We start from the raw sequence: 15,096 nt of genomic DNA on the forward strand, positions 1-15,096 counted from the left end.
GCATCCTCATTTTCACGCTTTCTTTGGGCAGCGGACGAGAGAAATTGCAGTTGTTCTTCTGCTTGAGTATCTTTCAAAGCAGCTAGCATATCCTCACATCGCTCTCTTGCTTGTATTCTGTGCGACTGGTTCGGCAGTCAGTTGGCGGGGTTCTTCCGCTTAAAGGAACTGCCACCCGTAGGGCGAATAAACGGCGTTTTTGCACTCCCACCAAATTGAAAATTTGCTGGTCTTTTCCCAAGGGGAGACGCACTTGCGTTCAATCAATCGCGGGTTTAAATCCCTAACTAATTGATTCTGACTCCTGACTTCTTCTTGCTCTCCTTAACAACTAAAGTGCAACCTTTAGTTGCATTTGTCAACCCCTAATTGCACAATTTTGGTTTCTGTTAAACACAGTAATTCAGCCAAAGTACAGCCAAATACTTTACATAAGCCAGTAACGAGTTCAGGGGAAGCACTTTTGACCTCTGTGAAGGTTTCCATCCGGTTTAAATATTGCCGAGACATACCTACGTCATATTCAGCAAGCTTTTTAGATAAAGTAACTAATGGCATATCACCACGCAATGAGCGCATTTTCTGCCCGCGCTCCTTTGTCCATCTAATAGATCCCACTTCAGTTAGTGGTAACATCACAACCTCTTCTATCTGTTCTTGGCTAGCCATATTATGCAATCTTTAGTTGACAAAAACAAGAGTTAAGTGCAACTATTAGTATCAGGGAAAAAGCGGTAATTGTTCGTTGAATAGTACTGTTTAGCAAGAAAGGCAGAAGGTTTTGTAAGAGCAGGGAATCCCTGCTCTACTTGTAGTAGAGCGCGAAAATCTACCTAATGAGGAATTCTCATGTTCAGTAAATTGGATTAAATTGCACAAAATGAACTGATTTGTCGCTGCAACCAGATGGATAGCAACCCCCAGCCCCAACCGCCCTTCCACGAAACCAATGAAAACACCCCAGAAATTGGCGGTGGGTTGCCTGTAATTGAGTATTGGGCAAAGCACACACTGTCACTTCAAGGGCCACATCTTTGGAAAACCCTGTTTCACAAAAGTGCTTGCCTGTCCTGCTCCTGGGGGACTGGTGGACAAAAAGGAGGATTCACCAATGAAGTGGGTGAGAAACTACAACGCTGCATGAAAAGTGTAGAAGCAATTTCAGCCGAAATCCAACCTCCAGTTCCAGTCCACTTCTTTGATTCCCACAAGATTACTGACCTACAACAGCTATCCTCTATGGAAGCGGATCGATTGGGAAGACTGAGCTTCCCGGTGATTCGACGCTCAGGTAGTGAACATTATGAGCGCATCTCTTGGGAAGAGATTTATGCGATCGCCACGGCTGCGTTTAAGAAACCACCAGAGCGAGTTGCATCCTACAGTTCTGGGCGCGGCTCCAACGAAGCGGCATTTTTACTACAACTGCTGCTGCGAACCCTGGGTTCCAATAATTTGGCAGATTGTTCAGATCTGTGCCATGCTCCTTCCACAACCGCACTCAAAGAGATGTTTGGCACAAACACATCAATCGTCAGCTTGGAAAGCTTGAAGCAGGCAGATTGTGTAGTGTTAGCAGGGGCAAATTCCGCTTACAACCATCCACGTTTGATGAATGAGTTGATCAAACTGCGCGAGCGGGGTGGCAAAGTGATTGTGATCAATCCGGTGATGGAAATTGGATTGGTGAAATTTGGCTCTCCGGCATTCCCAGTTAAGTCTCTGATTCCAGGTTCTGACATTGCTTCACTATATCTTCAGCCAATTCCCGGTAGTGATGTGGCGCTGTTTGTGGGTATTCAGAAAGCTTTAATAGAACAGGGGTTTGTGCAGTACGACTTTTTGTAAGCGCATACCCAAGGGTGGGAAGCAGTATTAGAACAGGCGCGATCGCTTTCTTGGGAAACTATCACGACTACCTGCGGCTTGTCCCAGGCAGAAATTGCCGCCGCCGCAACCATCATCGGCACATCAAAAGCTGTGGTCTTTGGTTGGGCGATGGGAATTACCCAACATACCAATGGTGTTGATAATGTCTACAGCATCGCCAATACAGCGTTAATTAGCGGTCATATTGCCAGAATGGGAGCCGGAGTCATGCCTGTGCGGGGACATTCCAACGTCCAGGGCTTTGGCTCAATGGGTGTCACCGTGAAACTCAAAGAAGAAATTAAGCAGGCGTTGGAGCAGTTGTTGGGGCGATCGCTCTCTTTACCCAGAGGTTATCACACTCGTGACCTGATCGAAGCAGCCCAAGCGGGCAAAGTGGATAGTCTTATGTGTGTAGGCGGTAATATCTATGGAGCTAATCCTGACTCAGCACAGGCAAAACGGGCATTGGGTAACATCGATACCATCATCTATCTCGCTACTAAACCCAATATTGGGCACTTTCACGGATTGGCAAAAACTCACACAATCATCATTCCCGTCCTCAACCGATTTGAAAACCCCCACAAAACCACCGTTGAATCGGGTAACAACTTTGTGCGCCTCAATGAGGAAGGCAAAACTCACCTCAAGGATGCAGATTTAATTTCTGAAGTTGAGTTTTTAACTGAACTGGCCCATCGCCTGCTGGGTAACTATCCTGTCGAATGGCGTAAACTGCAAGATACTCGCTACGTGCGGCAACTGATTGCCACAACCATTCCCGGCTATGAAAAAATCGCGACGATTGACGACACCAAAGAAGAGTTCACCATCTCTGGGCGCATCGTCACCGAACCCCATTTCAAAACACCGTCAGGTAAGGCAAAAATGTTGACTACGCCACTGCCGAATCTGGCTCTACCTCAACCTCAAGATTTTGACATTGATGAGAGAGCAAATAGTCTCGTGCTGGCATTAATGACTGGACGCAGCTATTCCCAACACAACACGGTGGTTTACAAAATTGATGATCAGTACCGGGGAATGCCCCATCGCCACTGCATTTTGATGAATCGCTTGGATGCAGAAAAAATTGGGTTAGCCCAACACGATCGCGTCACAGTACAGGGCGATGCCGATAAACTAGAGAACGTGGAAGTGATTTACGGTGCTGTGCGGGAAGGCGCAGCGTTAATGTTTTATCCGGAAGTGAATGTCATTTTTAAAGCCAGAACAGAAACACGCTGCGGTACGCCTGCTTACAAACGGGTGCCGGTGCTAGTGTATGCAAAATAGCGATCACCACATTGATTGGCTATTTCAACAAGGATGGCATTATAGAAATGGTGGCAGTAGAAGGGGATCAAATTGGAACATTTATCCGATACAGTAGACCTCAATGCTTATTTTCAACGAATAGGTTATAGCGGAGATTACTGTGCCACGCTGCAAACGCTACAGGCAATTCATCTATGCCACACCAAGGCGATTGCCTTTGAGAATTTAACTTCATTGCTCAAACAACCTGTCTGTTTGAATTTAAAATCGTTGTCGAGAAAACTTATTGATGAAAGACGTGGCGGCTACTGTTTTGAGCAAAACTTATTGCTACGCTCAGTCTTGCTCGCCCTTGGCTTTAAGGTCAAAAATTTAGCAGCCCGTGTACTGTGGAATCTTCCACAAGGAACGATTACTCCCCGCTCTCATATGCTGCTTTTAGTAGAGATTGACGAACGCGAATATGTTGCAGATGTAGGATTTGGGGGATTAACACTCACCGCTCCTTTGTCTATGATCCCAAACATTGAACAGAGTACACCGCATGAAATGTTTCGATTGATAATGGCTGGCTACACCTACATTATGCAAGCATACATTGGTCAGGAGTGGAAATCGCTTTATAGTTTTGATCTGCAAGAGCAACAACTCGCTGATTATGAGGTCAGCAATTGGTATGTCTCAACTCATCCAAACTCACGTTTTGTGAGCACACTGATAGTTGCTCGACCAGATATAAATTGTCGATATGCATTACAAAACAATAAATTTACAACGTATCATCTCGATGGTCAAAAGCAGTCGCTTGTACTCAATACTGTGAGTGATTTACGTACCGTACTGGAGCAAGTATTCTGTTTGACCTTACCTGAGATTCCTGATCTTAACACTACCTTACAAGAGTTAGTTAAGTAGGCTGCACCCTTGTATGTTTCAATAAACTTAAGTTGCTAGTTAACTCAAATACTTGAAGAGTGCTCATAACGGGACTTAGATTAAAACGGATTGCTTTCAAACTAAATTTCTTGCCAATAATTTGAATCACATTGTTCTCCTTTGCATTGGCAAGCTTTGGACGCTTCTCTGACAAGCCAGAGTTTCCAATCTTTCTTTCTAAGAGCATCAAACTGCGCTCTGGCTAATTCACTATTCTCATTACTGGAAATGTTTAAGGTAATATGCCAAGATTTACTGTGCTTTTTACCTTTTATTCTCTCAAATTTCTGTTGTTTTAATTTAGCAGCGAATTTATCTAAAAGGTCACTGTTGAAAGAGACTCTATAGCCTAAGTCATTACCATTTTTATCATGCTTTGTTTCAATCCAGTAATCTTTGCCCTCAACCTTTTTACGAAAGCTATATGGATGAGCATTATGAATCTCCTTCCAGATATTATTCAAAATGGTTTTCTGGCTTTTTTGGCAAGCATGAGAATTACTAAATCCAGTAATAGTCACATGGTAACCACCCCATTTAACATTTTCTTCATATCCTGGGGAGAGATAAACAGCATATTTATGATCGCGTGGTGATGAGCAGTCTTTAGAGATGTCTTCATTAATAGAAGTCATTAAATTAAGTCCCCGGAGTAAAAAGGCGATCGCAAGTCATACTCAAGTTAGTACCCAGTATGTCAAACTTGCGATGCCAAAGGCGGGCTGTGTCTACGCTTGTATCTAGAGAAATTTAGCAGTAGGCGAGAAAGATTGTTTCAATCCTCATCAAATTTGGATTGTAAAATCTGATGCAGCCAGTGAGGGGTTACCTGTAAAGATGGCAAACTCTGCTCCAGTACCAAAGCCAGATGCAACTCCATTTTGATTGTAAAAGAGCGTTCCACTGCTTTGGTTGTAAACAATTTTGGCAGAGCTAACCGCAGCTGCTGTATTGCTGCTAACTACAGCGAATTCATTCACAATGCTAAACCCATTACCAGCTATGCTTTGCAGGGCTGTAAATGTAGTTTTATCCAGGATAATTTTATCGCTACCTTTGACGAAATCCGTAATGCGATCGCTACCAATAGCTGCACTGCGAAAAGCAGCATTGGTATTGTAAAGGAAAAAATCACCGCCACTGCCACCTGTTAAGATGTCATTACCAGCACCGCCAATCAAAGTATCGTTACCATCTCCCCCAATTAAGGTATCTTGACCACCTTCTCCACTGAGAGTATTATTGCCGGAGTTACCCGTGAGAACGTTGTCGAGGGAGTTGCCTGTCCCTTTAGTTCCGCCGGCGAGCAAAATCAGGTTTTCTAAATTAGCACCCAAGGTATAGCCTTGGGCGGAAGTATAAGGGGCTTGAACCGTATCGATGCCTTCGCCTGCATTCTCGATAATGGTGTCATCATTTAAACTACTGACAATGTAAGTGTCGTTACCAGTACCACCCCGCATCACATCTTTGCCTGAACTGGCAATCAAGGTGTCATTACCAGCGCCGCCATCAAGAGTGTCATCTCCATTACCACCGTCAAGGGTGTCATTACCAGCACCACCATTCAAGATATTTTTACCTTGATTGCCAGTTAACTGATTATTCAGGCTATTACCAGTGCCATTAATTGCGGCTGAACCTGTGAGAATCAAGTTTTCTAGATTGGCTCCCAAAGTATAAGTAATAGAAGCTTTAACTGTATCAATTTCGCTACTGATTGTAGAGGTTTCGGTGACGATATCTCCAGTGTTGTCAACGATGCAAGTATCGTTACCAGTACCGCCAGTCATGCGATCGCTATCTGCACCACCATCAATGATGTCGTTACCTGTACCCCCATCAATATTGTCATTTCCAGCGCCTGTATAGATAGTGTCATTTCCAGCGCCACTATTAATAATGTCGTTGCCACCAACAGTATTGATGGTGTCATCTTTGCTCGTGCCGATGACTGTAAATTCCTCAATGTTATGGAAACCAATGAAATCTAGGCGAGTATTATTTGTACTGCTGACTTTTCTAATAGCTGTGCCATAAATGCTACTACCATTAAAACGCATACCAGTACCAGTATCACCAACAGAATAGTCTACGATGAGGCGGTCAATACCATCACCACCATAAACAATATCACCATCATTGATACTTCCTCCAGCTAGTCCGGCGTTAATTGTGTCATTACCGGCACCAGTTCTAATGAGATCGTTAGTCCGCAGTACAGCACCGTTAACAATTCCCGAATGGGTAACAATGTCGTTACCACTGCCGGTAGTAATCGAAAATCCCTCAAAATTGATAGCAGTGACAACACCAGAAACATTGATATTCGTGAGGTCAGAAAGGTTGAGGTTAGCTGTTTGTGTGGAGAGGTCGAGAGTGAGGTAATCTAAGCCGGAACCACCATCTAACGTACCAGCAACAGCAGTCACGCTATCATTGCCAGCACCCGCTTTAATGACATTGTTGCCATAGAATGTTTTGATGGTGTCATCTTTGCTAGTACCGATGACGGTGAATTTCTCAATATTTTTGAAGGCGACGTAATCCAATAGAGAACCATTTTGATGTCGATTAGCAGTGCCTAAATTAGCGTTAAGACCACTATTAAAAGACATACCGCCCCCCGTATCACCAACAGAGTAATCAACAATCAGGTGGTCAAAACCTTCACCACCATCAACATAGTCATCTTTACCTAGTCCGGGGTTAATGGTGTCGTTACCAGCACCAGTGCTGATAGTATCATTACTGCGAAACACTGCGCCATTGACAGAAACTGGTCTGATAACAGTGTCGTTGCCGCTACCTGTGATAATATCCATGATGTTAGTATGTTGTTAATGTGAGTAAAAAAGAATGCTCTGCAAGTAAGCTAATCCATCTTGAAGTTGCATAATTCTTAGCCTCAAAAATATGCCTTGAGACGGGGATGCAATTTGAATGATCATTAGCTTATTTCGCAGTCAAATCCGATAATTGTGCAAACGATCGCAAATTTTTTCCACAGAGCGATCGCTCCGCCAAAGCCTTTAGCTTTTGGTTAAGGCATCAATAACAGCACGTTAAATTTATTTGATAATTTGGAAGAAGAAGTGTTTGGTGGGTTGCGTAATTTTTGAAGTTAGCCAGGAATTAGAGATATCAGTTAACCAACTAAATCTCCGCCACAGACACAGCTATAATTGCCGTTAGAACATACACCATGATTGGCTGCACAGCGATAACAGTAAACGTTACGACAATCAATACAAATGGATAAATTTTCTAATTTGTATGTTTCACTACAAAAATCACAATATTCTCGCACACGCAGCATTTTTGCATAATTAACATCGCCAATTGCTTTTCTATTCGCTGCGGCGAACTCTGCTACATCTTCGCTATATCCTTCCTTTTTTCCTCCACGACTATGACACCATAGATAAACAAGCATACGGTCGTAATCTTGAGAAAATAGATATGCTTCGTTTTTGTGATTATCTTGCCAAAGCTTGACTGCTGATTGCATACGTTCACGAAAATTCGGCATGATATTCTCCTGATTAATATTGTTTGTTACTCACTAGATTAGTGGATATGTAGATGATTATTGTCGGTATCTGATGCGAATGAGGAAAGCTAAAGTTTTCTCAGCTATTCTGCTTTTAAGTCTCACAATCTATCGTGAAGTTTATTGACAATCAACAGTCAACAGTCAACATATAATATTTCACCAATCCTTAACGGATTGCTAAAATTATTGTGAATATTAACTATAATTAGCAACAATTCCTTGAGCGATTTCTGCTACCCTTTGCACTAATTCTTGTGGTGCTTTAACTTGAACATTACCGCCAAACCCAACAATCCATCTCCATAAATCAAAATCATCTAATGTCCAGTGAGGAAATATTGCTTGAAAACGATGGGGAAAATTGCGATCGCCTGTTCTATCAAGGCAAAATAAAGACTTGGGCAAATTACTCGTTGTCTTGTGAATCGGTGGGGACATTTTCATCTGGGCGAATCTTTTTGTCCCTTCGGTAATAAAGGGATAAATGCGATCGCTAAACCAAAGTTCTACTGTAACGCAGACTTGCATTCGCTTATTGACATCAGAACTGAGAAACAGTTTTTGATCGCTGCTGCTATTCCCCAAATGCATACCTGCACCAGCTTTAAACAACTTTTGTAATTTTTGTAATGCTTTTTCTTGTTCTGTGCGGCTGCGTTGTTGGCTTTGGGGTTTACCTAAAAATAATCTATCTAGACGTTCAAATCGCAGTAAACCAAAGGTTTCACCACTCACGCACTCATAACCTAAATACCAAGCAAAATTGGCGAACACCATTTGTAATGGATAGGCTAAGAAAAAGTCTTTTTCATCGCCGTCATATCTACCCACACCTGCAAACCGTTGTAACTCTAACAGTGTTCCTTCAACAATTGCTGTTTCCAATTGGGCGAGATTATTACTTAAAGCGCTAATATGCAGATGCTTGGGGTCTACAATGGAGCTATTAGCGATCGCTCTGACTGGATAAATATTTTCAGTATTTTCAATGATATGCGTTTGTAACAAACGTTGCTTAAATATTTCGTAGATTGCTAAGGCTTGGGGGTCATTTAAACTATGAGCTTGGGATTGAATAATATCAAAAACTTTGATTAATTCTGGTTGAGATAATATACCTGTACCAGCAAAATAACCGTTACGCATAGGAAAATTAGATAAGATTTTATAGGGTTTTAAAACTTTTTCAATATCTTTGCGAATTGTCGCCTTTTCGCTTTCAGGATTGTAAATTACTCCAGCTTGTGCAAGCGATTGAGTCAAAGTTTCTAAGCTACCCCCACTCATTTTAGCTAAAAAAGGATAGCGAAGAATAAAGCGAATTGTGCCGATTAAACGCTCAAATACTTGTTTATCTGAGTAAGAGTGTAATCCGCTTAAAGATATGGTTTTATCACTTGTAAATTCTGGGCTGTTTTGATTGGTGTTTGGGAGAGTAGTATGAATAATTCCTTGAGTTTCCAGCCATTGTAAATCAGCAGCTATAGCATCTTCTTTGGCATATACTGCACCTCGCATTTTAGCCATAATTGCAGTAATTTCGGCAACAGAGTTAGTAAAACTAGGAATATAACCGAGAAGATTTTCTAATAATTGAGGTTGAGTTAGATGAAATTCACCAATTCCCGGATAATTAATAATTAAGAATATTAAATACATCAATCGCTCAAAATCTAGCAGATGACTGTAACGATGGGGTGTGATGTTTGCATAACGATTTTGAAAATTGACAATTTGGCGGGGAACATCTGCAATTAATTGCACAATTTGATTTTGAGACAATTCGGGTGAGTTGACATTAATTTGATTCACTACGGCGAATCCTTCCCCAGGAATGGGTGGAAAGTTTTGCAGCAGTTTATACATACTCTCAATAATGTTTGGGGGAACTTGACGTTGGCGTTGTTGATTCCACTGAATGCATGTTTCCAAAGGAGTTTTTAAGTACCAGCCTAGCCAGTGAGGTTGGGGTAAATGCGATTGTGCAAGTAGAGTGTTGACTTTGAGTAAAAAATCTATGCGAAAGCAACGCTTATAATTGGTAGCGTCGTAGATAACACTTTTACCAAAGCTAAAAGCAGTACAAATACGGTGAATCACAGTGGCTTCGATATTCTGCCATTCTCCTTGAATTGTCGCGTCACCATAGAGTTCTTCGCGGATTGCATCAGTAGAGATGATTTCGCAATTTCCCAGACTGGATAGGAGTTTTGCAAAGGTAGATTTACCGCTTCCTGGTGTGCCGATGAGAAAATGAGCGTAGGCATAGCCCGCCTTTGGCATCGCTTTGGAGTCGGTTTTAGCTGCCTGTTGAGTCTTGAGTCGGGAAGTTGGCATATAAGGTATAATTTTATAGTGATTTTCTTGTATTTGTGATATCCGAATATTAAATTTATATTTATTTGGATATGCTATGCGATGCCTTTGGCAACCACTTCGTGGTATCGCGTTAAATATTCACGGTATGTGTTTCATCTTAGTTGGGTACAAATGATAATTCTACGTTGCTCGTGCGAATAACCAATCAGAATATTATGTCTAACCAAGTCTGGTATCAAAGCCTTACTGTATCTAGGCTTGAGGCTAGTTTAGGAGGTTTTTGTAACATGACTATCTACACACCTCGGCAAATCGCCAAAACCCTTATTCTTTCGTTGAGGTGTGTCGATTGCTTACTGTGTAAGGGTTTGAGCTATGTGTTTGATTAATTTTGCGGCTGGTTTTACAATGTTTTTTAGAGGTGTGTCGATTTGCGGTCTGAAATCCTTACTGGGTAAGGGCTGCTAGACGAACTCCCCACCGATTGGGTTAATTCGGAATAATTGGAAACTTTTAGTTGCAACTGTCCTATTGTGTTGTTTTTTTCCCCACCGATTGGGTTAATTCGGAATAATTGGAAACACCTCTAGGGTGTAACAAATCTCAAGCAACACCTTTGTGGTGGTGTTGCCCCCACCGATTGGGTTAATTCGGAATAATTGGAAACTCGTCGTTTCCTTTTGAAAATTCAAATGTGTACAACCCCACCGATTGGGTTAATTCGGAATAATTGGAAACTCATATTCAGAAAAAGATTGGGTAGTCATAGTAATTATGCCCCACCGATTGGGTTAATTCGGAATAATTGGAAACAAGAACGGTCAAAACAATTGTGGAATCCATTGATGTTTTCCTCCCCACCGATTGGGTTAATTCGGAATAATTGGAAACGCCGAAATGAACGACCGGTGTAGGAACCGCCAACTTCCCCACCGATTGGGTTAATTCGGAATAATTGGAAACGCGTATTTTCGGAAATGTATTGGTTGATGCAATCAACCCCACCGATTGGGTTAATTCGGAATAATTGGAAACTGTAGAGGAGTTACCGCCGCAGTGTCTTCGGCTACAACCCCACCGATTGGGTTAATTCGGAATAATTGGAAACTTTCCTTTTGCTTCTTCCATAGACCAGTAACTGCCCAAAGACCCCACCGATTGGGTTAATTCGGAATAATTGGAAACCGCATTGGCAGAAAGAGAAAAAGAAATGATGCTGACCCCACCGATTGGGTTAATTCGGAATAATTGGAAACTTTTTTGCGTAGGTGAAAGGAATTGCTATTCCCCCACCCCCACCGATTGGGTTAATTCGGAATAATTGGAAACGCACCAATTTGATAAACTGAATAAATCGAATGAAACCCCCCACCGATTGGGTTAATTCGGAATAATTGGAAACTTGATTCAATATCCCTGTTTCTTCTAAAGCTTTTTTCCCCCACCGATTGGGTTAATTCGGAATAATTGGAAACGTTCATATACAACTCCCCAAAGCAGTATATAACCCCCCACCGATTGGGTTAATTCGGAATAATTGGAAACTTTAACTGTGGCATTTGATAGCCTGTTAATGCAGTATACCCCCCACCGATTGGGTTAATTCGGAATAATTGGAAACGAAATTTGGTCGAAGTTTCTTGTCAACCTAGCTTTTAAACCCCACCGATTGGGTTAATTCGGAATAATTGGAAACTCCAAACCCTTTGTCAGGTTTTGGTAAAAGATCTACCCCCACCGATTGGGTTAATTCGGAATAATTGGAAACAAAAAAAAGTTCTCCCCGTGAAGGTAGATCTTTTACCCCACCGATTGGGTTAATTCGGAATAATTGGAAACATTTTTAGAAATCAATCAAACCAAAAGAGAATAAGACCCCACCGATTGGGTTAATTCGGAATAATTGGAAACAAAAAAGCCCTCATTAATATGAGGGCTTGTTATTTTTTTAATAGCTATTAATTGACAATGATAGCTGGCTTAAAAAGCGATTGCACTTTTCAAAATACGAATTACTATAGCCATCCTATTACAGTTGTGACAAATATCGGTTTTGGCTATTGACTATTGACTGCGCCGCACTGAAGCTCACGCGAAGTGTTGACTGTCAACGGTTAACAGTCAACAACCCTGTATGTAATATTTCATAAATCCGCTCTTCGGATTGCTAGATTTTTCGTCATTCGCATGAGAGAAGGTTGCAATTGGGGTCATATCTGCAACACTTGGTACTATAAGCGTTTGGTTGAAAATTAATAAGTAAGAGAAGAACCAGCTACTTTGACTGGCTGACTTTTTATGGTTACGAATTGTTACATAGATAAAGAGAATCAGTACTTTTGGGTAACAGCGAAGTTGCTCATTATACGATTCTTTTGGTGTTAGAGATTGTAGTTCAAGTTATTTACGCCTTAAAGTAACAGTATGAATGATGAAGCAAAATACACCGCTATTACCTTTGCACCAGTGCAAGGATTTATTGAGCGATCGCGAAAATTGCGAGACTTATATGGTGCGTCGGAACTTCTTTCTTATTTAAGTAAAAAAATAATTGATGCTGCTACTCTTGAAGGTTTAGAAGTTATTTCTCCTGGTAGTCCGGATATCGAACAGGGAACACCTAACCGGATTCTTCTCAAAGGTAATTTTCCAGAACAGCAAGCAAGAGACACTCTTTTATCAGCTTGGAAAGAAGTAATTGACCACTGTAGACAATGGCTGAATGATAATCTACGACATTTGGGGCCTTATTACTGGGATGATGACTGGAATCGCTGGGCTAATCATAGTTGGGAAATATTTTGGGCGCAAGCAAATTCTCCCACATCTGTAATGAGAGAATTAGAAAATAATAAACTGAGTCGTAATTGGATTGGGATTAATTGGATTGGAGAAAGTTCCAGTCTGACAGGTACTGATGGTATAGCATTTCCCGGATTGGGTGGAATAGAACGCGATCCCAAGACAATTAGTTATAAAGATGAAAAAGAAAAAATTGAAGAATTTTATACCGAACTTGCAACAATTACCGAAAGCAGCACAACACCAGAAGTTGAAGGTAAATTTATTGACCCCAAGGAAAAACTCAGTATTCCAGAACTGACTAAACGTTTAGTAACTCATCCCGAAATTGCTAGACGTTTTGGGATGTCTTCTCTAACTAGAGGATTTCAAGAAATCCAGCGTAAATTCGATCGCGATACAAACACACCTGGACAGTGGACGGGTTGGTTTATGGGGGATGGGGATAAAGTTGGGAATCATCTACAAGCGATCGCACAAACAGAAGGTGACATTGGACTGAAACGATTTAGCGAAGCAATGCGACAGTGGGGACATAATTTTTCTCGCAATTTTCGCAACAATCTTTCCCAAATTAAGGGACGAGTTATTTATGCGGGAGGAGATGATTTTTTGGGAGTGATTTACAGTCCCAAACCGCAAAACCCAATTCCGGCTTTTACTGCTTATGAGTGGTTGATGACATTGGATGAGAGATGGAAACAACACCAACAACCAATAAGTCTCAGTGTGGGATTTGTCTGGGTTGCGGGAAGCGTACCCCAACGGGATGTATTACAACATTGTCGAGAAGCAGAGAAATTAGCAAAATCTCGCGGACGCGATCGCGTAACGATTCGAGTCTTGTTTAATAATGGACAATATGTGCAATGGACTTGTCCTTGGAACTATTTACATATTTTGAAAAATTATCGCGACAGAAATGGTAATACCTACGAAAAGTGGGAACGCCAAGGTAGAGATGAAAAATATCAACCTAATTGGAATCATATTTATAGCGATTTAGCTCAACTAAAAGCGCGTCATGCAATCGATTTGAATATTGATATCAACTCTCAGGGAGGCAAAATTAACGATATATATGACATAGCATTAGCCTTGTTTAATATTTACTTTCAGCAAGGCGAATTTTTAACCAGAAATGCCTTACATATTGTCAATAACGATTCATCTTTAGAAATAGTTGCTTGGATTAATGACTTAATTAATGTAGGTTGGCAATTATGTACAGATATTTAATGATAATTAATCCTTTAGGATTTCTCTATGGTAGCGCAGGCGCATTTTTATCACCAGAAAATTTAGTAGGACGTTCAGGAGCCAAATTTCCTCCCGATGCTTATACATTATCTGGCTTATTTTTTGCTGCTAATAAAACCGAACCGTTTATTGACCATGAGGAATTAAAGACATTACATGTAGCTGGCCCTTTTTGGGCAGAATTAGATAATCCTGAATATTTTTATCTTCCCATTCCTTGGACAAAAATTATTAATCAAGAAAAAAACCAAACAGACGAATGGGAAATTCGCGATGATAAATGGTATCGTTCCGAAGATACAAAAGATATAGAACCGGATTGTCGCTGGCAAACTATTAATTACTGGGAAGATTCAGCCGCATCAATTCTTAGTAACGGTGGTACTGCTAAAGACCCTTGGAAATATACATCTATATTACATCCAAAGTTAACTAAAAGCGAGCGTTGTGTACAAGCAGAAGGCGGATTATTTCTTGAAAACTCCGTACAAATGGGCTATCATTTGCGCGATCGCGAAAGACAGGAAACCTGTTTAGTTTATTTATCAACTCACGAAATCCCTAGAGGTTGGTATTGCTTTGGGGGTGAGAATCACCTAGTAGAAATTAGTTCCATTGAACTTACAGATGATAGCTGGATATTAAAGTTATTAACCCAAAAAATACAACGTAGCTGTGCCTTAATTACACCAGGAGTATGGGGTTCAACTCGGTTTTCTCGTCGCTATCCCCATCCACAGCATACAACATTTCCTCAACCCAGTCATATTCTCACCGATAGACCTTCTCCCTATCGTTACCGCGTTGGAGATAACAAAGGAAAAGGACGTTTAGGAAGGGGACGTTATGCGGTTCCTGCGGGTACAGTTTACGTGTTTGACGAACCTTTAAATAAATCTTGGTGGGGAGACGAAAACGAACCAGGATTTCCCAACGAATGGTTTCCCAACGAAGGTTTTTCTCTCAAACAATTAGGATGTGGTTTGTGTTTACCTCTAGCTATTACAGGAATTGATTAAAACTCATATATTCTCCCCACCTCTTCGCCTTTGCGCCTTTGCGTGAGACAAAAA

Annotated in this window: 8 protein-coding genes, 1 pseudogene and 1 CRISPR repeat array; of the genes and pseudogenes, 4 read left to right on the plus strand and 5 right to left on the minus strand. The window is 41.2% G+C overall.

Going from position 1 to position 15,096, the window contains the following annotated elements; genetic code table 11:
• Window positions 1-345: 345 nt before the first annotated feature.
• Window positions 346-669 carry a helix-turn-helix domain-containing protein gene (locus tag AACW45_RS33045; protein WP_242045809.1) on the minus strand — a complete coding sequence of 108 codons (324 nt, stop codon included), beginning with the start codon at window positions 667-669 and terminating at the stop codon, window positions 346-348.
• Window positions 670-906: 237 nt separating this feature from the next.
• Here AACW45_RS33045 and AACW45_RS33050 point away from each other — a divergent pair.
• A pseudogene (locus tag AACW45_RS33050) lies at window positions 907-3,168 on the plus strand (FdhF/YdeP family oxidoreductase).
• Window positions 3,169-3,240: 72 nt separating this feature from the next.
• Entirely contained in the window at window positions 3,241-4,065 is an 825-nt protein-coding gene (locus AACW45_RS33055; protein ID WP_190637390.1) for an arylamine N-acetyltransferase family protein, read from the plus strand.
• A 101-nt stretch (window positions 4,066-4,166) separates the two neighbouring features.
• Here the strand turns inward: AACW45_RS33055 and AACW45_RS33060 are convergent, their stop codons facing one another.
• From AACW45_RS33060 to AACW45_RS33075, 4 genes are all read right to left on the minus strand, one after another.
• Window positions 4,167-4,721, minus strand: a complete 555-nt coding sequence (locus tag AACW45_RS33060) for a hypothetical protein (protein WP_190637391.1) — start codon at window positions 4,719-4,721, stop codon at window positions 4,167-4,169.
• A gap of 150 nt (window positions 4,722-4,871) precedes the next feature.
• Window positions 4,872-6,911 carry a calcium-binding protein gene (locus AACW45_RS33065; RefSeq protein ID WP_190637393.1) on the minus strand — a complete coding sequence of 680 codons (2,040 nt, stop codon included), beginning with the start codon at window positions 6,909-6,911 and terminating at the stop codon, window positions 4,872-4,874.
• A 323-nt stretch (window positions 6,912-7,234) separates the two neighbouring features.
• Window positions 7,235-7,618 carry a hypothetical protein gene (locus AACW45_RS33070; protein WP_190637395.1) on the minus strand — a complete coding sequence of 128 codons (384 nt, stop codon included), beginning with the start codon at window positions 7,616-7,618 and terminating at the stop codon, window positions 7,235-7,237.
• Window positions 7,619-7,837: 219 nt separating this feature from the next.
• Window positions 7,838-9,979, minus strand: coding sequence for an AAA family ATPase (locus AACW45_RS33075; RefSeq protein WP_190637398.1), 2,142 nt, complete (start codon window positions 9,977-9,979; stop codon window positions 7,838-7,840).
• A 457-nt stretch (window positions 9,980-10,436) separates the two neighbouring features.
• Window positions 10,437-11,872: a CRISPR direct-repeat array (repeat unit 36 nt; unit sequence CCCCACCGATTGGGTTAATTCGGAATAATTGGAAAC).
• 513 nt (window positions 11,873-12,385) lie between these two features.
• Between AACW45_RS33075 and AACW45_RS33080 the strand changes: the two genes are divergently transcribed.
• Window positions 12,386-14,002 (plus strand): Cas10/Cmr2 second palm domain-containing protein, encoded by a 1,617-nt coding sequence (locus AACW45_RS33080; RefSeq protein WP_190637400.1) that lies wholly within the window; start codon window positions 12,386-12,388, stop codon window positions 14,000-14,002.
• Window positions 13,987-15,042 carry a CRISPR-associated protein gene (locus tag AACW45_RS33085; protein ID WP_190637402.1) on the plus strand — a complete coding sequence of 352 codons (1,056 nt, stop codon included), beginning with the start codon at window positions 13,987-13,989 and terminating at the stop codon, window positions 15,040-15,042. The genes AACW45_RS33080 and AACW45_RS33085 overlap by 16 nt, the downstream gene beginning before the upstream one ends.
• The last annotated feature ends 54 nt before the right edge of the window (window positions 15,043-15,096 follow it).

It is taken from the genome of Calothrix sp. FACHB-168 (assembly GCF_963889195.1).
GTDB lineage: Bacteria > Cyanobacteriota > Cyanobacteriia > Cyanobacteriales > Nostocaceae > Aulosira > Aulosira anomala_A.

Coding starts and splice junctions, on each gene's coding strand:
- AACW45_RS33045 (WP_242045809.1), bottom strand. CDS start 669: ATGGCTAGCCAAGAACAGATAGAAGAGGTTGTGATGTTACCACTAACT.
- AACW45_RS33060 (WP_190637391.1), bottom strand. CDS start 4,721: ATGACTTCTATTAATGAAGACATCTCTAAAGACTGCTCATCACCACGC.
- AACW45_RS33065 (WP_190637393.1), bottom strand. CDS start 6,911: ATGGATATTATCACAGGTAGCGGCAACGACACTGTTATCAGACCAGTT.
- AACW45_RS33070 (WP_190637395.1), bottom strand. CDS start 7,618: ATGCCGAATTTTCGTGAACGTATGCAATCAGCAGTCAAGCTTTGGCAA.
- AACW45_RS33075 (WP_190637398.1), bottom strand. CDS start 9,979: ATGCCAACTTCCCGACTCAAGACTCAACAGGCAGCTAAAACCGACTCC.
- AACW45_RS33080 (WP_190637400.1), top strand. CDS start 12,386: ATGAATGATGAAGCAAAATACACCGCTATTACCTTTGCACCAGTGCAA.
- AACW45_RS33085 (WP_190637402.1), top strand. CDS start 13,987: ATGTACAGATATTTAATGATAATTAATCCTTTAGGATTTCTCTATGGT.